The sequence below is a fragment of the Streptomyces erythrochromogenes genome, from assembly GCF_040684695.1.
Classification (GTDB): Bacteria; Actinomycetota; Actinomycetes; order Streptomycetales; family Streptomycetaceae; genus Streptomyces; species Streptomyces erythrochromogenes_C.
In genome coordinates this window covers 21482-42365 of the sequence record NZ_JBFBGM010000016.1, presented here as the reverse complement: position 1 = coordinate 42365, position 20884 = coordinate 21482, and the positions used below count along the sequence as shown (strand labels likewise).

The window sequence follows — 20884 nt, the reverse complement described above, 5'->3', positions numbered from 1 at the left end:
CCTGATAGATAAGGGCCCGATTCCCTAGGATGGGCGCCGTGACTCCAGCCCGCACCCCGGTACCGTCGCCCGCCTCACCCAGCACGGCCCGGGCCATCAACGACCGCCTCGCCCTGCAACTCCTGCAGGACTCCGGCCCGCTGACGGCGACCCAGCTCAAGACCATGACCGGCCTCTCCCGCCCCTCCGTCGCCGACCTCGTCGACCGGCTCACCGAAGCGGGCCTCATCGAGGTCGTCGGAGAATCCGGCGAACAGCGCCGCGGCCCCAACGCCAAGCTCTACGGGATCGTCGCCGGCCGCGCCCACCTCGCCGCCCTCGACGTACGCACCGACCGGGTCACCGCCGTCGTCACCGACCTGCTCGGCCACCCCCTGGCCGAAGCCGCCCTGCCCGTCGGCGCACCCGGAGAGGCGGTCGCCGCCCTGCTGCGCACCGCCCAGGAGGCCGGCGCCCCCGAACTGCACACCGTCGTCGTGGGCGCCCCCGGCCTGGTCGCCCCCACCACCGGCGAACTCCGCGACACCATCGGCCTCCCCGCCTGGCACCGGGACCTGGTCACCGCCCTCCAGCGGACCCTGCCCGCCGTCGTGGCCGTCGAGAACGAGACCAACCTCGCCGCCCTCGCCGAGCAGCGCCTCGGCGTCGCCCGCGACCTGGACTCCTTCGTCCTGCTGTGGCTCGGCGCGGGCGTGGGCGCCGCCGTGGTCCTGGACGGCCGGCTGCGCCGGGGCGCCTCCGGCGGCGCGGGCGAGATCGGCTTCCTCCCCGTCCCGGGCACCGGCGGGCTGCCTTCGGCCGCCGACTGCGCGGGCGGCTTCCACGCCCTGGTCGGCCGCGACGCCGTGACCGCGCTGGCCCGCGAACACGGCTTCGCCGGCCCGGCGGAACAGGCCGTGGCGGGAGCGGCCGGCGAGCCCTTCCTCGAAGCCCTCGCCGAACGCCTCGCCCTCGGCGCCGCGGCCGCCGCGGCCCTCCTCGACCCGGGGTGCGTGGTCCTGGCCGGAGAACTCGGCCGCGCTGGCGGCCCCGCCCTGGCCGCCCGGGTCTCCCACCGCCTCGCGAAACTGACCCCCGTCCCGACGGAGATCCGCGCCACGACCCTGGGCGACCCGGCGGTCCTCGCGGGCGCCCGCCTGGCAGCCCGCGAAGCGGCCCAGCGGGTCCTGTTCGGGGGGTGAGCCGCCGGCTGAACCCTGGCGCGCGGATGGCCGGTCATCATGGACCATTTCCTGCTCTCACGTGACAAGAAGGCGGACGTATTTCCGTCAAATATTTGGTTGGCCATCTGGGCGGCTTGCCGTGGGACACGTGTTCGATCTACGTTCGGCCGCCATAGTTACGTTGTGGGGCTTGCTTGTGCCTGGGCGCGGGGTGGGGAGATTTCTGCGCCAAAAGACAAAATGGGGGAGCATGTCTTTGATCAAGGGTCGGCGGCTTTGTCATGCCGTGGCGACCACTCTTGGTATGGCAATAATGATGGGGATCGGGCCGGCGGGCATGCCGGTTGCCGCCGCTGCCGACACAGCGCCGACCAGCGAGAGTGCCAAGGCGCTCGTGGAGGCCGTTCGTTCAGGCCGGCCGGTCGAGGTGCAAGGTGAGAGGACCGAGTCCTCGACGACCTACGCGAACCCGGACGGCAGGTCGTTCCGGCTTGATCAGTCCGCAGTTCCCGTGCGGGTCAAGGGGCGGGGCGGCAACTGGGTGGCTCCTGACGTCACGCTTGAAATCCGTGCCGATGGCACGGTCGGCCCGAAGGCTGCGATGGCTGGACTCAGCCTTTCCGGTGGTGGCGACGCTGCGGGGCTTGTGACCGTCGCCCACCGGGGGCGTTCCTTGTCGCTGGGCTGGCAAGGTGGCGCTCTTCCGAAGCCGATCCTTGATGGTGACAGCGCCGTTTACCCAGAAGTGCTGCCTGGGGTCGATCTTCGGATGACGGCCACGCTGAAGGGTTTCCGCGAGTTACTCGTGGTGAAGACACCCGAGGCTGCGAAGAACCCGAAGCTCAAACGGGTCGAGTTCGACCTGAAGGCCAATGGCGTCCGCCTGCAGGCGGGCAAGGACGGCGGCCTGGCTGCGACCGACGTCAATGGTGTACCGGTTTTCAAGGCGCCCCCGGCACTGATGTGGGACTCCAAGGGTGTGCCCGCGCCGTCGGCTCTGTCCCCGAAGGGGAAGGCTGCAGCCGTACGGAGCGAGGGAAGCAGGATCCTCGCTCGTCCGGACGGTGACGGCGATCCGGCAGGCGGCCCCACAGGCGCCCCTGCTCCCGGTTCCCAGGTCGTGAACATGCCGGTCCATGTCGACGGTGACTCGCTGGCCGTCGTACCGGACCCGGCTCTTCTCAAGCAGAGTGATCCGGCCGCGTTTCCCCTGTACATCGACCCCTCAGTCTCCCTCGACGACGGAACGGAGCACACCGCGCTGCGGAGCGACGGCGTCTCGTTCTGGAACTGGGACAACGGGGACGACAACATGGGCAAGGGCATGGGCAAGTGCGGTACTTGGCAGGGCTACTACTGCGGTTCCGGCTATGTGCAGCGTCTGTACTTCGAGTTCTCGCCGAGCAAGCTGGTCGGCAAGGAGGTTCTCGCCGCCCGTTTCCGGGTGACGGAACCGTGGGCCTTCCACTGCAACGTGCGCAACGTGTGGCTGGTCCGTATGGACGGGGAGATCGACCCCTCCACCACCTGGTCCACCAAACCCAACTACGCAGACCTCATGGGTGACCGCTGGCTCTCTGCCGGCCGCGGGTCGGCTTGTGACCCCGAATCCCCGCCCGAGCCGGTCGAGTTCGCAGACAACCTTCCCGACGAGCCGGACGAGAACCTCACACCGACGGTCCGCGACTTCGCCAACGGCCGTTTCAACCGGCTGAACCTGGAACTGCGTGCCGAGGACGAGTCGGACACCGGCGCGTGGAAGCGCTTTCGCAACGACGCCGTCCTGTCCGTCGACTACATAGGCAAGCCCAACGTTCCCATCTACGTCGGGATGGTCGCCGGCACAGGGGAAATCTGCTCGGGCGATCCGGCCGCACCGTCCGTCGTATCGGACCCGACTCCGGCGATGACCGCGATCACCGAGACGGTCTGGGGCGGTGAGGCCGGTGCCTCGCTGCGTATCGCAATGCAGACCGAGAAGCGGGAATCGGTGATGGGTGGCAACGCGGGGACCTTCAGATGGGTTCCCGTGAAAGCCGGCGACGGGGATGCCGCGTTCATCGAGCGGCCGAGTACGGGATACGTGGGGGACAATGTTCCGGTCACCAGCGATCCGCCTGCCACTTTGGCGGAGGGGCCTCTTCACCGCTTCCGAGCGTGGACCAGGTCGTTCGCCGGCGACCAGGTACGGGACAGCGCTCCCAGCGGGTACTGCTACTTCCGGGTGGATGCGACGGCTCCCAAGGCCCCGGTGATCAGCTTCGGCGGTCCGTACTCCTCTTGTACCAGCACCTCGTGCGTGCCCGCCGGCAAGCCCGGCACAGCCGGGAGCTTCACCTTCGGCCCGGGAAGCGGTGACACCAACACGGCCTACCAGTACAAGCTGGCCACTGACACGACCTGGACCGAGGTCGCCGGTGCGACGCCGACCGTATCCATCACACCACCCCTTCCCGGAACCATGCGTCTGAGCGTCAAGGCCAAGGACACCCTGGGGCGCTGGGGAGCCACGCAGATGGTCGACTTCGTGGTCAAGGAGGGTCCCGGCCCCGTCGCCCACTGGAACTTCGACGAAGCCAAGGGCGTCGCACTCGACACCTCGACCACCGACCCCGCCCTCCGTGACAACGCGAACCTGGCCGGCGCCGTCCAGCGCCCCGAGAACGGACGCCGGGGGTGGGTGCAGACGCCCACCCCCCACGAGGACCGATCACTGCAGCTCGCGGGCGCCGACGGGTACGCAGCCACCTCCAAGCCGGTGATCGACACCCGCGCCTCCTTCACCGTCGCCGGCTGGGTCCGCCTCGACCGCGCCGACGGCACATCCTCGCTGCTCGGACAGGCAGGCCAGAACTCCAACGGCGTCGCCATCACCGCCCTCCCCGGCCAGCCGTGGACCCTGCAGATGTCCACCGACGACACCACCACCGGCACGGCGACGAGCCGCCTCACCGGGCTGAACCCCGCACAGGCCGGAGTCTGGACCCACGTGGCGGCCACCTACAACGCGGCAACCGACATCGCACGGCTCTACGTCAACGGAAAGCCCCAGGGCCAGATGACGGTCGCCAACCCCATAGCCTCCACCGGGGTCATGGGCATCGGCGCCATCAAACACCGCGGCACCTGGAACAACCACCTCCCGGGCCGGATCGACGAAGTCACCGTCTGGCAGGACGAGCTCAGCCCCGCCGCTGTCAGCCAGAACGCCTCACTCGTCGACCCGGCGACCGACAGGCGGCACGTGGACCTCGCCGCTGCTTGGGACCTGTCACAGCCCGGCGCGACCAGTTTCGCGGACATCTCGGGCAACGGCCGGGTCTTGGCAGCCACCCCCGGCACACCCGTCACAGGTGAAGCCCTCGTCCTCAACGGCACCACCCAGGCGGCGACCGCCGCCGGACCTGTCGTCGACGACACCGGCTCCTTCACGGTGACCTCGGAAGTGAAACTGGACAACGCCCAACTGATCGACAAGCCGATAGGCCACAAGGCCCAGGTCATCGGCCAGCGCACCGCCACCGGATCGTCCTGGGGGCTGTGGTTCGAGAAGACGGGCAGCCGAACCGAACCGTCCGAGCAGGATCCCGGCAAGAACGTGACCCTCGTGGAGGGCAACTGGCACTTCGGCCGCCTGACCGCCGACGGCTCCGGCTCCTCCGTGGTCGGCGACAGCCCGGCCGCGCTCAACACGAGCGTCCAGGTGACCGGTGTCCACAACGCCCAGGACGGCACGATCACCCTCTACATCGGACGCACGGGCCAAGCCCAGCCCAAGGCCTACACGGCCGCCGTGGGCAGCGGTGAACTCGCCGTGGGCAAGGGTTTCACCGACAACGGATGGAGCCACTTCCTGCCGGGTGAGGTCAAGGGCATGCGCCTGTGGTCCGGCGCTGCGAAGGACGCCCAACAGGTCTCGGACATCGTCTTCAGCGCAGGCGGCTGACAGCCGGACCCCGCACCGACTCGCAGTGGCCGCCCGCCGGGGCGGCCACTGCCTCTCCTGCACCCCGACTCTTCCTTGGAGCGTTCATGACCAGCCGCCCACCAGGCGGAAGACTCCGCCAGAGGCTGCCCTTAGCAGTCGCCCTGGCCCTGGCACTTACTGCCACAGGGTCTCTCACACCTCTCGCGGCTGCCGCTGACCTTCCCGGCGCTCCGAAGACGGCCAAGCACAAAGACGCCAAGGTTCAGGCGATCAACGCCCAGGGCGCCAAAGCGGCACGTGACCTGGTTGCCAAGAACCAGAAGGAGAACAAGGCCCAGGCCGACCGCGCCCGCGCCCAGGGCAAAGCCGCCTGGCCCAAGGCCGCCACCCTGAAAGACGACGGTGCCGCAGGCCGCACTCGCACCACACCTCTGGTGGACATCCGGCCCACGGCCAGGCCGAAGAGCCCGCTGCTCACGCCGGCCGTCCCCGACGGCCCACTCGCGGCGCCGATCGCTGCCGGTGGGAAAACGACCGTCAAGGTACTCGACCAGAAGGCGGCGGAACGGGTCGGTGTCACGGGTGTCCTGTTCACCGCACTTTCTGAAGAACCGGCATCCGGACCGTCACAAGTCACCGTCGACTACAGCTCCTTCGCCTCGGCCGTCGGTGGCGGCTGGTCCACCCGCCTCGGCCTGGTGGCTCTGCCCACCTGCGCACTGACCACCCCGGACAAAGCGGAGTGCCGCAAGGAATCCCCTTTGCCCTCGGCCAACAGCCTCGAGAACCGCACCGTGACGGCCGATGCCGGCGTGCTCCCCGCGGTCGGACAGGGCCGGGCCCCGGCCGTCTTCGCGGTGATGGCCACGAACACCAGCTCACCGCAGGGCGCCGGCGACTTCGCCGCGACCCCGCTCTCCGCCTCCTCCAGTTGGCAGTCCGGAGCCTCTTCCGGGAGCTTCACCTGGTCCTACCCGGTGGCAGCGCCCCCTGCTGCCGCTGGGCCCACCCTGTCGCTGGCGTTCTCCTACAGTTCCGGCAGCATCGACGGCCGCACGGCCAACTCCAACAACCAGGGCTCACAGGTCGGTGAGGGCTTCGACCTCACCTCGTCGTACATCGAGCGGAAATACGGCTCGTGCGACGATGACGGCCAGAAGGACAAGCACGACCTCTGCTGGAAGTACGACAACGCCGTCCTCGTCCTCAACGGCAAGTCCGCCGAACTCGTCAAGGACGACACGACCGGCGCGTGGCGACTGAAGAGCGACGACGCCTCCCAGGTGACCCGTGCCACGGGCGCCGACAACGGTGACGCCGACGGCGAGTACTGGAAGGTGGTGACCGGCGACGGCACCACCTACACCTTCGGCCTGAACAAACTCCCGGGAGCCGACATCCAGCGCACGAACTCCACCTGGAGTGTGCCGGTGTTCGGCGACGACGCCGGGGAGCCCGGCTACGGCAAGGGCTCCACCTTCGCCGACCGCTACGAGACACAGGCCTGGCGCTGGAACCTGGACCTCGCCCAGGACGTCCACGGCAACGCCGCAAGCTACTGGTACGCGGCAGAGTCCAATCACTACGCCAAGGGAGGCGACAAGACCAAACTCCTGCCCTACACCCGGGGAGGCAGCCTCTCCGAGATCCGCTACGGCCAGCGCGCCGACACCCTCTTCACCGCGAACCCCTCCCACAAGGTCACCTTCGGCTATGACGAGCGCTGCTTCGCGGCTGACTGCGGGAACCTCACCAAGGACACCGCGGACAACTGGCCCGACGTCCCCTTCGACGCCGTATGCGCCTCCGGAGCCACCGACTGCAGGGCAGCAGGCCCGGCGTTCTTCACCCGCAAGCGCATGAAGGACGTCAAAACCCATGCCTGGTCCACCGCCCTCGAGCCGGACGACTACGCGCTCGTCGACACCTACGACCTCACCCAGGCGTACCTGGATCCCGGAGACCTGGGCGACACCAGCGACCAGAGCATGGTCCTGAAGTCCATCAAGCGCACCGGCCGCAACGCGGACACCGCCGACGTGCCACCGGTCGAGTTCACCTATCACATGCGTCCGAACCGGGTCGACGCCGACAACGACAACGTGCTGCCGCTCAACCGGCCGCGCATCAACACCATCACGTCCGAGAGCGGCGCCATCACCACGGTCACCCTCTCCGACCCGCAGTGCGTGCGCGGCTCCAGGATGCCGACGGCCGAGGATGACAACTCCTTGTCCTGCTACCCGGTCCACTGGCCCGTCAACGGAGGTGACCCCAAACTCGACTGGTTCCACAAGTACAACGTCAGTGCAGTCACCATCGCCGACCCGGCCGGCCAGAACGACCTCGTCGAGCACTCCTACACGTACGAGAATCCGGGCTGGCACCACAACGACGACCCGCTGACCCCCGAGAAGGAGCGCACCTGGTCCGAGTGGCGCGGCTACGGCAAGGTCACCGCCTACACCGGAGCCCTCGGCAGCACACGCTCAAAGACCGTCAAGGTCTTCATGCGGGGCATGCACGGCGACAAGCGAAAGAACACGACCGCCACGCGCACCACTGTCGTGACCGCCGTCCCCGTCCCCGGCCTGACCGTCCCCGACATCAACGACGACGACCAGTACGCGGGTTCGCAGCGCCAGACGATCACCTACGACGGGAACACGCCGCTCTCCGTCTCCGTGTACGACTCCTGGAGCAGGCAGACCGCGAGCCAGCAGAAGTCGTACGCCAACGTGAAGGCCCACTACGTCAGGACGGCGACCAGCTACGACCACACCTTCCTGACAGCCGCCAACACGTGGCGCACGACCCGCACGGACAGCACCTACGACGACTACGGCATGACCACGCGGACCGCCTCGGACGGCGACATCGCCAAGGCCGGCGACGAGACCTGCACGCGGACCTGGTACGCCCGCAACGATGCCAAGGGCCTGACCAGCCTCGTCTCACGCACCCGGACCGTCGCAGCCGCCTGCTCGGTCACCGACGACAAGCTGAACCTGCCCACCAGCTCCGTGACCCGTGGGGACGTCCTCACCGACACCGCCGTGGCCTACGACAACCCCGACGCCACCGGTTGGGCGCCGCAGCAGACCCCTACCCTGGGGCTGCCTACCTGGACCGGACGTGCCCAGTCCTATCCGGCGGCGGCCGGACCCGCAGACCGCATTCCGGCCGGCAGCGCCGGTTGGCAGACCGTCTCGAAGACCGGATACGACACGAGCACCGCGAAACTCGGCCGACCCCTGACCGTCACCGACGCCGTGGGAAACACGACCACCACCAGCTACACGCCCGCCGCGGCCGGCCCCCTGGAAGTCACCGTGCGCACGGCCCCGAAGCTTTCTGCCAACGGGCAGCAGCACAGGACGTACACCTACACGGACCTGCGCGGATCCGTCGTGCGCAGCGTCGATGCCAACATGGCCTCGACGTACAGCACCTACGACGGACTCGGCCGGGTCACCGCGACCTGGCTCCCCAACCGAGCCCGGTCCCAGTCTCCGAACGTCAAGTACGGCTACCTGCTCGCCCGCGGCAAGCAGCCTTGGACATCAGTCGGCACCCTGGCGGCCGACGGGACGTACAGAACGGTCTACAGCATCGCCGACGCGTTGCTGCGTCCCCTCCAGACCCAGTCGCCGTCGCCGAACGGCGGCCGGATCCTGACCGACACCCGATACGACTCACGCGGCCTCGCCCACGAGACCTACGCCGACATCTGGGACAAGGACAAGGCGCCCGAGGGCACCTACGCCCGTGCCGAGTACGGCAGCACACCCGTGCAGACCCGGACCGTCTTCGACGGCCTCGGCCGCCCCGGCACCTCCACACTCCTCGTGTACGGCGTACAGAAACAGCAGACCACCACCACCTACACAGGTGACTCGGTCGCCACGACCGGCCTCCAGGGCGGCACCGCGACCCGGACGGTCACCGACGCTCTCGGGCGGACCACCGAGACCCGCACGTACAGCGGGACGACGCCGAACGATCCCGCCTACGGCGGTACGGCACCGGGCACCCCGTACGCCGGCGTGAGCCACACGTACACACTGGACGGCAAGCCGGTGACCGTCACCGGGCCCGACACCGCCACGTGGAGCTACGGATACGACCTGTTCGGCCGGACCGTCACCACCAGCGACCCAGACAAGGGAACGGGCACCACCACCTACACGGCCCTGGACCAGATCGCGACGGCCACTGACGCGCGCAACACGGTCCTCGAATACAGCTACGACGAAATCGGTCGCAAGACCGGCCTGTGGAAGTCCCCCAAGTCAGACGCCAACAAGCTCGCGGCATGGACCTACGACACGGTGCGCAAGGGCTTGCCCTCGGCGTCCACCCGCTATGAGGGAGGCCTGACCGGCAAGGCCTACACCAAGTCCGTCACCGCCTACGACACCCTCGACCGCCCCACCACGACCAGGCTGACGCTGCCCTCGGACGATCCGCTGGTCGTTTCGGGTGCGGTTGGCGTCAACACCGACCACATGGCCTCCTACCGGCTCGACGGCACCCCGAACACCACCGCCGCACCGGCGATCGGCGGCCTGCCCGCCGAAATCCTGCAGGTGCACTACAACGACTTCGGCCTCCCCAAGGCCCTCTCCGGCAGCACCGGCTATGTGGAGAACGTGGCCTACTCGCCGCTCGCCGAGGTCGAGCAGCTCACCCTGACCCGCTCCTCCGCGGCGGGCGTCCGCAAGACCTTCGTCGGCAGCACCTACGAGGACGGCACCCGCCGCCTGCTGCGCTCCACGGTCAACGACCAGACCCACGCCGGCATCCTCCAGGACCTGACCTACTCCTACGACCAGGCCGGGAACGTCCTGTCGGTCTTCGACGCGGCCCCGCAGAGCGGCCTGTCCAAGGCGGACAACCAGTGCTTCTCCTACGACGGCCAACGCCGCCTGACCGAGGCATGGACGCCGAAGACCGCCGACTGCGCGGCCGCCGGCCGCACGGTCGCCAACCTGGACGGTGCAGCACCGTACTGGACCAGCTACACCTACACCGGAGCCGGTCAGCGAGCGACCGAGAAGACCAACACGACGACTCCGCAGACCCGTACCTACTGCTACGACACGTCCCGCCCGCACGCCCTCAGGGCCACCACGACGGGTTCCACCTGCACCGGTGTCGCCGCCCAGTACACCTACGACGCCACGGGCAACACCACCAGGCGCGCGGAAACCCCGGGGAGCGCGACATCCCAGAGCCTGGCGTGGACGGCGGAGGGCAGGCTCGCCAAGGTGACCGAGGGCGCCACTGCCACGGACTACCTCTACGACGCGGAAGGCCGGCTCCTGATCCGGCGCGATGCGTCCGGAGAGACCGTCCTCTACACGGAAACCACGGAAGTCCACGTCAAGGGTGCCAAGACCTGGGCCACCCGCGCCTACAGCATCGCCGGCACCAAGGTCGCGGCCCTGACAAACGAATCCGGGTCCGCCAGGCTGTCCTTCGTCGCCGGTGACGCCCACGGGACCTCTTCGCTGACCGTGTCCGCGGACGACACCCAGTCCGTGGCCAAGCGGTACACCACCCCGTTCGGTGCCGCCCGCGGTCCGGCCCCGGCGACCTGGCCGGACGACAAGCGGTTCCTGGACAAACCCCAGGACGCGAGCACGAGCCTGACCCACGTCGGGGCACGCGAATACGACGTCGCGCTCGGCCAGTTCCTCAGCGTGGACCCGATCCTCGCCCCGAACGCCCCACAGTCGCTCAACGGCTATTCCTACGCGAGCAACAACCCCGTCACCAGCGCCGACCCCTCGGGCATGTGCGCCGAGATCGACTGCCCGACACGACCGACCCCCGACCACGAGAACACCACCCCCGGCCACACGCCCGCACCGCCCAAGCCCTCGCAGACCGGCAGGACGAAGTTCGTGAACGGCGGGGGCAGCGGCCTGTTCAACTGCAACCTGAGTCGCTATGCCTGTGGCGGGTTGAAGCCCGCCTCCCCGCCGCCTCCGCTCCCGCCACCCCCGTGGATCCCCCCGCCCGTGGTCGAATATCGTCCGTCCGACTGTCAAGCGGCGGATGCCCGAATCGACTGCATGACGGAGGTTTCCCGAAGGCAATTCCTGGACCACCCATTCAATGTGGAGAATCTCAAGAACGGCTCCAACGAGCTTGCGTACGAATATGCTGCGGATGCCAGCTGTGCGAAGCGTGCTGCGCAATACGTCTGTTTCGGCGCGTCGCCCAAGTGGGAGCAGCCGATGACGGTCGGGGATGTGCACTTCTATCACGAAAGCAAGGCAGAATTCGCCGATCGCCTGAAAAGTGAAGCTGAGCGTCGTGCCAAGATGGCGGCAGTGCTAAGTGCGGAAGAGGTGGAGGAGTTCGGCCCGGACCTTGAACGGCACGAAGCGATTCACTCTCGACAATGGGCCGATTCCGGGCATGCGGCAGGTTTTGCGCTGCGGTACTTTGCCGAAGTCGGGCGCTCTCAGTACAAGCTGGGCACCCCCGTCCACGGGAACCGCCTGGAGTTGGAGGCGAACCTGTTCTGGGGCGGGTATCTCCGGTGGTATCCGACTCAGGTGCTTCCGCGCGGCGGTGAGCCGAAATTCTGAAGGGACGACACATGAGGTCGCGTGACGTGCGGCGGATGCTGGGAGCGGCGCTCCTGCTGTGGATGACTGTGGGATGCACGCCCACTGCCAAGGCGATTCTGGCGGTGGAGCCCGCGAGTGGGGGTGGCGTGCGCGTGCTGATAGCCCCGTGCCCGGGCTATGACGTACAACAGTTCTCCGCGATCACCGCCGGCGGCGCTGGCGGATTGCAGCGGTGGGCTGTGAGCAACGACGCCATGGCGGGGCCGTTGGCGGACATGGAGCTGTTCGCGGTGCCGCCGGGGTGGAGTGTCGACGAATCCACTCTGCAAGGCCTGCAGGACGGTGAGGAACACATCCTGACCGTCGTGGGGGCGGTGCGTGGGCGAGGGTTGGACGGAAAGGTCCGTTTCAGTCCCGATCGCGTCGCGGCACTGAAGCCGGGACAGGTGCTCGTCTCCGACGACGGCGAGACGAAAGCCATCAGCAGATCACAGTTCATGAAGGCCGACTCGGCGCGATGCGAGCCGTGACGTGTTGCGGGTGTCCTGAAGGCTGACGTGCGTGCCCGGACCGCGAAGGGCTCAGAGGCGTGGCCCGTCCCCGGGATCCGGGGGCGGGCCACGCCTCTTGAAAGCGCCCTGAGGACTAGCCCGGGAGTTCGCTGCGCGACGTGCCCCGCCGGGCCGCGAATTCGTCGAAGGTTTCGTGGCCGACTGCGTGGGTCGGGGTGAGGTGGCCGCCGCGGCGGAAGGCCGCGTAGGTCCTGCCCGCCAGGGGGACCGGGAGGATGCGGCGGCTGCGGCCCGTCGCGCGCAGGTAGACGCGGGCCAGGTCCGGCAGGCTGCGGATCTGCGGGCCGCCCATGTCCGGGACCCGGCCCGACGGGGTCGGGACCGCCAGCTGCGCCAGGCGGTCCGCCACCTCGCCCACCGCGATCGGCTGCACGGGTACGCCCTTGGGGATCAGGGCGACGGGCAGCTTCGCGGCGGTGTCCGTCACCATCGCCACGAGGTCGTGGAACTGCGTCGTGCGCAGGATCGTCACGCCGAGCCCCGACGCCTCCAGCAGCCGCTCCACGCCGAGCTTGCGCTTGTAGTAGCCCAGCGGGACCACGTCGACCCCGACGATCGAGATGTTGACGAGGTTCGCGACGGTCCCGGCCCGCCGGGCGGCCTCGATGAGGTGCCCGGCGGCCACGTCGTCGCCCTTGCCCGCCCCGCGCGTGTTGCTCGCGCAGTGCACGATCACCTCCGCGCCCGCCAGCGCCGCGTCCAGGCCGTCCCCGTCCCGGAGGTCGACGGGATGGTCCGGGGAGTGCCGGCTGAGCGAACGGACGTCGTGCCCGGCCGCCCGCAGCCGTTCGGCGACGAGCGAGCCGAGGGTTCCGGTGCCTCCGGTGACGACGATGGTGGTGCCCATGGTGCCGGTCCTTCCCTGGTGCGGTGAGCGGTGCGTGCACCAGCTGGGACCGGACAGCCGTCAGGGATGTGACAGCTGCCGCCGCAGGAATTCCAGCTTCTCCGGGTTGACCACCGTGCTGATGCCGCTGACCAGCCCATTCTCGAATTCGACCAGCAGGACCGCCACCTCGCCGAAGAGCAGCGCCGGCGAGCCGTTGACCTCCGCGACGCTGACCGGGACCCCGGCCACGTACTTCGCCATGGCGCCCATCGCGAACCGGGCCACGTTGTCCCGCCCCAGGATCGGCCGCCGTGCCGCGTTGACCACGCCGCCGCCGTCCGACACGTACCGCACGTCGGCCGCCAGCACCCCCTCCAGGCGGGTGAGGTCCCCGCTCTGGGCGGCGGTCAGGAAGCTCTCCACGAGTCCGTGCCACCGCTCGGGGTCGGCGGAGAAGCGCTTCTCCGGCGCCGCCTCGCGCTCGGCGGACACCCGGCCCGCCGCGCGCCGGTAGATCTGCCGGCAGTTGGCCTCGCCGAGGTCCAGGAGGCCGGCGATCTCCCGGTGGCTGTACGCGAAGGCCTCGCGCAGCACGTAGACGGCGCGCTCGACCGGGGTGAGCTGCTCCAGCAGCAGGAGCAGGGCCATGGACACGCTGTCGCGCTGCTCCGCCGACTCCAGCGGGCCGAGCGTGCCGTTCCCGGTGAGGACCGGCTCCGGCAGCCAGGGGCCGACGTAGCTCTCGCGCTTGACGCGCGCCGAGGTGAGGCTGTTGAGGCAGAGGTTGGTGACGACCTTGGCGAGCCAGGCCCCCGGGTGCTCGATGGCGGTGCGGTCCGCCGAGTCCCAGCGCAGATAGGCGTCCTGCACGATGTCCTCGGCCTCCGCGGCGGAGCCGAGCATGCGGTAGGCGATGCCGAACATCCGGGGCCGGTGTTCCTCGAAGTCCGCTACGGGCGCGGTGATATGTGTGATCACCGGGTCAGCCTACGAGGCCGGGCGGGGCGGGGAACGTGCGAGGACCCGGTGGCCGCCGGGCCACCGGGTCCTCACGTGTGCTCGCCCGTCAGGGCGGTCCGGTCAGCAGGCGCCCTGGTCCTTCCAGACGCCCCATTCGCCCGTGGTGCCGGGCTCCTCGTTCTGCGTCCACCACTGGGCCTTCCAGTTGCGGCCCTTGTGGGAGACGACGTTGCCGCTGTTGTAGACGGTGCCCGCGACGTACGCCGGGTTGGTGCACGTCCCGCCGGTCGGAGGCGTGGTGGGCGGCGGGGTCGTCGGAGGCGTGGTCGGCGGGGTGGTCGGGGGAGTGGTCGGCGGGGTGGTGCCGCCCGGCTCGCCGACCGTGGTGCCGCGCGCCAGGTCACCGGCGAGGGCGTACGTGGTACCGGAGATGTTCACCGTCCAGTTGGAGGGGGTGGACACCGGCAGGTAGTAGTTGAACGCCAGGTCGACGGAGGCGCCCGGGGCCAGGGACTGCCAGGCCGGGAGCTTCAGCGAGACCCGGTGGAAGTCGCCCTTCAGGCCACCCACGTTGCTGCCCGTGTGGCCGCTGCTGATGACCTTCGTGCCGAAGCCGGACTGGTCGGAGGCGTTGTTCGGGGCCGAGGTCGAGTAGTCGAACTGGAACTCCGTGCCGCCGGGCAGCGCCGTCCTCGTGTTGTTGGTGATCTTGATCTTCGGGGTGATCGGGTAGTTCGAGTCGCCGAGCTTGAACTCGGTGAACTCGGTCTTGATGTCGACCGCCTGGGTCGGCAGGGCGGTGGTGCCCGCCTTCTTCGACCCGTACGGGGACGCCGCCTTGAACTTGTCGTACATCAGCGAGGTGAGCGTGGAGCCCATCTCGTACTGGCCCTTGGCCGCGTTCCAGCCGTAGTCGCCGGCCATCTCCCAGACCATGGTGCCGCCGATGCCGCGGTCGACCACGTAGTCGGCCTTGGCGGCCACCGACTGCTCGTCCTCGGTGGAGAGGAAGACCTTCTTCTGCGCGTTCCACAGCCACGGCGCGACCAGGGTCGAGTCGTACTTGCGGGCGTAGGTGCCGGTCAGCGAGGTGTTCGCGGGGAAGCCGTACTGCGTGACGTAGTCGCCGACGATCCCCTTCTCCAGGTTCTTGGCGTGCCACATCGGGTTGGAGCCCGCGGGGGACTCGTTGCCGTTGTCGTCCTTGTCGTGCCACAGGTTGTCGATGCCGACCGCGCCGTCACCGCACTTGGTCAGCCCGGAGCCGGCCGGGCAGCTGGTCGCCGCAGCCTTGCCCCACAGGCCGTCGGTGCCGCCCTGGACGTTCTTGTGGCCGCGGGTGTAGTAGGGCAGGCCGATGTTGATCCGGCCGGCCGGCATGGAGCCGCGGAAGTAGTGGTACGCCCAGTCGGTGTTGAGGTAGCCGATGCCGCCGTACTGCTGGGAGCCGTAGACACCGGCGGCGGCGAGCTCGCCGTCCTTGCCGTCGTCGAAGAGCGAGGCGTTCGGGCCGACGTACTCGTTCCAGGCGCCGTGCAGGTCGTAGGACATGATGTTGACGTAGTCCAGGTACTGCTGCATCTGGAACGTCTCCATGCCGCGCAGCAGGTAGCCGGAGGAGGGGGCGGCGACGGTCAGCATGTAGTGCTTGCCGTCGGCGGCGCCGGCCGCGTCGAGCTTCTGGCGCAGGCTCTTCATGAGGGCGTCGTAGCCCTTGACCAGCCCGGCCCGGCGGGCGTTGGCGATCTGCCAGTCCAGCGGGTTGCCGGCGTCCTTCATCGTGGTCGGGTACTCGTAGTCGATGTCGACGCCGTTGAAGCCGTACTTGCGGATGAAGTCGACCGAGGACTGGGCGAAGGTGTCGATGCCCGCCTGGTTGACGGAGCCGTCCGCGTTGGTGGCCATGCTGTAGAAGCCGCCGGAGGCGACGCGCTTGCCGTCCGCGCCGAAGTAGCCGCCGGTCTCGGCCCAGCCGCCGACGGAGATCAGGGTCTTCACGTCGGGGTGCTGCTTCTTGTACTTCGTCAGCAGGTTGAAGTGGCCCTTGTAGGGGAGCGAGGGGTCCATCTCGGCCCCGGCGACGCCCGGCCAGGTCATGCCGGTGGCCTCGTTCGTCGCGCTGTCGGCGCCGACCGAGATCTTGTTGTCGCTGCCGACGTGGGCGAAGGCGTAGTTGATGTGGGTGATCTTGTCCCACGGAATGTTGTTGACGAGGTAGGAGGGCTGGCCGTTCTTGCCCGTGCGCCAGCCGGTGAAGTAGCCGATGACGCGGCGCTGGTGGTCGGCGCCCATCTTCTCGCGGCCCTCGGTGTCGTAGACCGAGCAGTAGGGGACGTCGACGCCGGCCGTCTTGTAGAGGCCGTCGGGACGACAGCTCTCGTTGTCGGCCGCGTGCGAGACGCCCGTGGAGAGCCCGCCGACCAGCAGTCCGGCGATTGCGGCGCCGGTTGCCAGGAGCATCGCTCTCGAACGTGTGGGGGACGGCATTGTGCCTCCTGGGGAGGGGAGGATGCAGGACACAAGTGGACACAACATGGAGCAACGTGACTGGTGCAGAAGCCTGTTGGCCCGTGACGTGCGCACATCCGACGGGCCGTTCCCGGGAAGATGAAGGGAACGTTAAGAGGACTAGACCAACCCGTCAATAGGTCTGGACCAACCACGCTTCCACTTGTCCGGGTCCACGCACCGGGGCGGCTCCGGGCGCGCCTCGGGTCGTACCCCCGGGCGGCCCCGGCCGGCGGGCGGCGTAGCCCCGGAGTCACCCTCTGTGAGCCAGGCCACACCACTTCACCCGCATGGCGGGCGACGGGCCGTGGCAGACTGGCTGGAGTACCAGTAGCAGCGCACTCCGGGGTCGGTGTAATTCCGAACCGGCGGTATAGTCCGCGACCCGTCCGCAGCCAGCGGCCGGTTGACCAGGTGAAATTCCTGGACCGACGGTTAAAGTCCGGATGGGAGGCAGTGCGCGGCGGGCCAGTCACCGGTACGCCGCCGTCGGCGGTTCATCGGCATATCCCCGTGGATGTGCCCGGTCGAACCGTTTCTCCGGCCTCGGCGTCCCCGCGTGAGCTGTTCCGCTCCATCTGTCGTATCCCGACAGGCCCCGGAGTCCGTGCCCGATGAGGCAGGAGGACCCGGTGGCGACACACGCCGCGCACGCAGCACCCGCACCCGACGCGGGTACCCGTGCCATGCGACGGGCCGTCGAGCTCGCCGCCCGCGGACTCGGCTCCACCAGCCCCAACCCGGTCGTCGGCTGCGTCATCACCGACGCCTCCGGCACCGTCGTCGGCGAAGGCTGGCACCAGCGGGCCGGCGGCCCGCACGCCGAGGTCCACGCCCTGCGCGCCGCAGGCACGGCCGCCCGCGGCGGCACCGCCTACGTCACCCTCGAACCCTGCAACCACACCGGCCGCACGGGACCCTGCGCGCAGGCCCTCGCCGACGCCGGCATCGCCCGCGTGGTCTACGCCGTCCCCGACCCGAACCCGCAGGCCAGCGGCGGCGCCGCCACCCTGCGCGCCGCCGGGATCGAGACCGGGGCCGGGCTGCTCCGGGCCGAGGCCGAGGCCGGCAACACCGCCTGGCTGACCGCCGTACGCCTCGGCCGCCCCCACGTGACCTGGAAGTACGCCGCCACCCTCGACGGCCGCAGCGCCGCCGCGGACGGCAGCAGCCGCTGGATCACCTCCGCCGAGTCCCGGGCCGACGTCCACCGGCTGCGCGCCGAGGCCGACGCCGTCCTCGTCGGCGGCGGCACCCTGCGCACCGACGACCCGCACCTGGCCGTCCGCGGCATCGACGGCGCCACCCAGCCCCTGCGCGTGGCCCTCGACACCCGCGCCGGCCTCCGGCCGACCGCCCGCATCCTCGACGACGCCGCGCCCACGCTGCTGGTCGTCGCCGAGGACGCCGACACCCGCCACCTGCCCGGCGTCGACCTGCTCCGGCTGCCCCCGCACGACGGCCGGATCCCCCTCGACCACCTCCTGACACAGCTGTACGCCCGCGGCGTGCGCTCCCTGCTCCTGGAAGGCGGCCCCACCCTCGCGGGCGCCTTCCTCGAAGCCGGAGCCGTCGACCGCGTCGTCGGCTACCTCGCCCCCGCCCTGCTCGGCGCCGGCCCCGCGGCCCTCGCCGACGCCGGCGTCACGAACATCTCCCACGCCCTGCGCCTCGACATCACCGAGGCCGTCCGCGTGGGCCCCGACCTGCGCATCACCGCCCTTCCCGCCACCGCCCCCAAGGAGCACTGAGTGTTCACCGGAATCGTCGAAGAACTGGGCGAGGTCACCGCCGTCGAGCAGCTCCAGGAAGCCTCCCGCTTCCGGCTGCGCGGCCCCCTCGTCACCCAGGACGCCAAGCACGGCGACTCCATCGCCGTCAACGGCGTCTGCCTGACCGTCGTGGAGACCGCCGACGGCGAGTTCACCGCCGACGTCATGCAGGAGACCCTCAACCGCTCCAGCCTCGGCGCCCTGACCCAGGGCTCCCGGGTCAACCTGGAGCGCCCGATGGCCCTCGGCGGACGGCTCGGCGGCCACCTGGTCCAGGGCCACGTGGACGGCACCGGCGAGATCCTCTCGCGGACCCCCTCCGAGCACTGGGAGATCGTCAAGGTCGCCCTCCCGAAGGACCTCTCCCGCTACGTCGTCGAGAAGGGCTCCATCACCGTCGACGGCGTCAGCCTCACCGTCGTCGAGGCCGCCGCGGACTGGTTCACCATCAGCCTCATCCCCACCACCCTCGCGCTGACCACCCTGGGCATCAAGCAGCCCGGCGACCCGGTCAACCTGGAGGTCGACGTCCTCGCCAAGTACGTCGAGCGCCTGCTGGCCGCCGGCGTCGACCCGCTGCACGCCGACCCGGCGGGAGAAGCCCGGTGACCGCCCTGACCTGGCTCAACGCGGAGGCCTTCACGGTCTTCGGCCAGAAGGTCATCTGGTCCGACATGATCGGCAACCTGATGGGCCTGGCCGCCCTCGCCCTCGGCTGGCGCCGCTCCATATGGACCTGGCCCGCCCAGCTGCTGTCCGGGCTCATCCTCATCGCCGCCTACGCCTCCGCGCACCTCGCCGGCGGCGTCGGCAAGCAGCTCCTGGTCATCGGCGTCGCCCTCTTCGGATGGCGCGCCTGGCAGCGCGGCAAGCAGGACGCCCAGGACGGCTCCATCGCCGTACGCACCGCCGGCTGGGCCGAGCGCGGACTGCTCCTCGCCGGAGCGGTCCTGGGCACCCTCGCCGTCGGCGGCCTCTTCACGCTCTACCCGTCGCTGTCCTGGAGCCCGTGGGCCGACGCCTACATCTTCGTCGGCACCATCGTCGCGATGGTGGCCCAGGCCCGCGGCCTCGTCGAGTTCTGGTTCGCCTGGCTCCTCGTCGACCTGGTCGGCGTCCCCCTCGCCTTCACCGGCGGCCTGGCCTTCTCCGGACTGGTCTACGTCGTCTACTTCGCCCTCGTGGTGTGGGGCGCCTACGACTGGTACCAGCGCTCCCGCACCACTCCCGCCCCGGCCCTCGAAGGAGCAGCGGCATGACCAGCCTCAAGCCCGTGCCCGACATCCCCGAAGAGACCTTCTGCCTCGACCCCGTCGAACAGGCGATCCGCGACATCGCGGCGGGCCGGCCCGTCGTCGTCGTCGACGACGAGGACCGCGAGAACGAGGGCGACCTCGTCATCGCCGCCGAGAAGGCCACCCCCGAGATCATCGCCTTCATGATGAGCGAGTGCCGCGGCCTGATCTGCGCCCCCATGGAGGGCGACGAGCTGGACCGGCTCGAACTCCCGCAGATGGTCCAGAACAACACCGAGTCGATGAAGACCGCCTTCACCGTCTCCGTCGACGCGAGCGCCGCCCACGGCGTCTCCACCGGCATCTCCGCCGCCGACCGCGCCACCACCCTGCGCCTCCTCGCCGACGGCGTCAGCGGCCCCGGCGACTTCGTCCGCCCCGGCCACATCTTCCCGCTGCGCGCCAAGCCCGGCGGCGTCCTGGTCCGCAACGGCCACACCGAGGCCGCCGTCGACCTCGCCCGCCTCGCGGGCCTGCGCCCGGCCGGCGCCATCGTGGAGATCGCCGGCGAGGACGGCGTCATGCTGCGGCTGCCCGAGCTGATCCCCTTCGCCCGCAAGCACGGCCTGACGATCATCTCCATCGAGGACCTGATCTCCTACCGCCGCTCCGCCGAGCCCACGGTGCGCCGCGAGGCCGAGGTCAGCCTGCCGACCGCCTTCGGCGAGTTCACCGCGCACGGCTACCGCTCCACCGTCGACGGCGTCGAGCACGTCGCCCTCGTCCACGGTGAGATCGGCGACGGCTCCGACATCCTCGTCCGCATGCACTCGGAGTGCCTGACCGGCGACATCTTCGCCTCCCAGCGCTGCGACTGCGGCCCCCAGCTCCACGCCTCCATGGAACGCATCAAGCACGAGGGCCGCGGCGTCGTCGTCTACCTGCGCGGCCACGAGGGCCGCGGCATCGGACTGCTGTCCAAGCTGCGCGCCTACGAGCTCCAGGAGCGCGGCCGCGACACCCTCGACGCCAACCTGGAACTGGGCCTGCCCGCCGACGCCCGCGACTACGCCGCCGGCGCGCAGATCCTTGCCGACCTCGGCGTGCACAGCGTCCGGCTGCTGACGAACAACCCCGACAAGTCCGCGGCCCTGGAACGACACGGCATCACGGTCGCCAGCCGGGAGTCGATGCCGGTCGAGGCCGGCGAGCACAATCTGCGGTACCTGCGCACCAAGCGGGACCGGATGGGCCACGACCTGCCCTGGCTGGACGGGGCCGTGACCACCTCCGCCTGCGGCAACCAGTAAGCACGCACCACCACCCGTACGTA

At 69.7% G+C, this 20884-nt stretch carries 11 protein-coding genes and 1 riboswitch; of the genes, 8 read left to right on the top strand and 3 right to left on the bottom strand.

The annotated features are described in order from the left end of the window. Nucleotides 1-29 precede the first annotated feature (29 nt). The 4 genes from AB0O53_RS23000 (at nucleotide 30) to AB0O53_RS22985 (ending at nucleotide 12205) form a co-directional block, all read left to right on the top strand. Nucleotides 30-1181 carry an ROK family transcriptional regulator gene (locus AB0O53_RS23000; protein ID WP_350996879.1) on the top strand — a complete coding sequence of 384 codons (1152 nt, stop codon included), beginning with the start codon at nucleotides 30-32 and terminating at the stop codon, nucleotides 1179-1181. 232 nt (nucleotides 1182-1413) lie between these two features. Beyond that, nucleotides 1414-5109 (top strand): laminin G domain-containing protein, encoded by a 3696-nt coding sequence (locus AB0O53_RS22995; protein ID WP_365197907.1) that lies wholly within the window; start codon nucleotides 1414-1416, stop codon nucleotides 5107-5109. 416 nt (nucleotides 5110-5525) lie between these two features. Further along, the gene (locus AB0O53_RS22990) at nucleotides 5526-11693 is read left to right on the top strand and encodes an RHS repeat domain-containing protein (protein WP_365197904.1); all 6168 of its coding nucleotides are present in this window, start codon (nucleotides 5526-5528) and stop codon (nucleotides 11691-11693) included. An 11-nt stretch (nucleotides 11694-11704) separates the two neighbouring features. Next, nucleotides 11705-12205 (top strand): hypothetical protein, encoded by a 501-nt coding sequence (locus tag AB0O53_RS22985; protein ID WP_365197901.1) that lies wholly within the window; start codon nucleotides 11705-11707, stop codon nucleotides 12203-12205. A 115-nt stretch (nucleotides 12206-12320) separates the two neighbouring features. Here AB0O53_RS22985 and AB0O53_RS22980 read toward each other — a convergent pair whose 3' ends face one another. The 3 genes from AB0O53_RS22980 to AB0O53_RS22970 all read right to left on the bottom strand — a co-directional run bounded on the left by AB0O53_RS22980 (nucleotide 12321) and on the right by AB0O53_RS22970 (nucleotide 16523). Further along, nucleotides 12321-13094, bottom strand: coding sequence for an SDR family oxidoreductase (locus AB0O53_RS22980; RefSeq protein ID WP_365197898.1), 774 nt, complete (start codon nucleotides 13092-13094; stop codon nucleotides 12321-12323). A 60-nt stretch (nucleotides 13095-13154) separates the two neighbouring features. Next, nucleotides 13155-14054, bottom strand: a complete 900-nt coding sequence (locus tag AB0O53_RS22975; protein WP_365197895.1) for an RNA polymerase sigma-70 factor — start codon at nucleotides 14052-14054, stop codon at nucleotides 13155-13157. A 102-nt stretch (nucleotides 14055-14156) separates the two neighbouring features. Beyond that, nucleotides 14157-16523: a chitinase C-terminal domain-containing protein gene (locus AB0O53_RS22970; RefSeq protein WP_350996890.1), complete on the bottom strand. Its 2367-nt coding sequence runs from the start codon at nucleotides 16521-16523 to the stop codon at nucleotides 14157-14159. A gap of 355 nt (nucleotides 16524-16878) precedes the next feature. After that, nucleotides 16879-17008: riboswitch (FMN riboswitch) on the top strand. A gap of 150 nt (nucleotides 17009-17158) precedes the next feature. Here AB0O53_RS22970 and ribD point away from each other — a divergent pair. From ribD to AB0O53_RS22950, 4 genes are read left to right on the top strand one after another with little or no spacing between them, the layout of a single operon-like run. Beyond that, on the top strand, nucleotides 17159-18295 hold the full coding sequence (gene ribD / locus AB0O53_RS22965) for a bifunctional diaminohydroxyphosphoribosylaminopyrimidine deaminase/5-amino-6-(5-phosphoribosylamino)uracil reductase RibD (RefSeq protein WP_403143279.1): 1137 nt from the start codon (nucleotides 17159-17161) through the stop codon (nucleotides 18293-18295). Next, complete coding sequence (locus AB0O53_RS22960; protein ID WP_350996893.1) at nucleotides 18296-18925, top strand: riboflavin synthase; 630 nt, start codon at nucleotides 18296-18298, stop codon at nucleotides 18923-18925. Then, nucleotides 18922-19575, top strand: a complete 654-nt coding sequence (locus AB0O53_RS22955; protein ID WP_350996895.1) for a nicotinamide mononucleotide transporter family protein — start codon at nucleotides 18922-18924, stop codon at nucleotides 19573-19575. Before AB0O53_RS22960 ends, AB0O53_RS22955 begins: the two co-directional genes overlap by 4 nt. Then, nucleotides 19572-20861: a bifunctional 3,4-dihydroxy-2-butanone-4-phosphate synthase/GTP cyclohydrolase II gene (locus AB0O53_RS22950; protein ID WP_365197891.1), complete on the top strand. Its 1290-nt coding sequence runs from the start codon at nucleotides 19572-19574 to the stop codon at nucleotides 20859-20861. Before AB0O53_RS22955 ends, AB0O53_RS22950 begins: the two co-directional genes overlap by 4 nt. The last annotated feature ends 23 nt before the right edge of the window (nucleotides 20862-20884 follow it).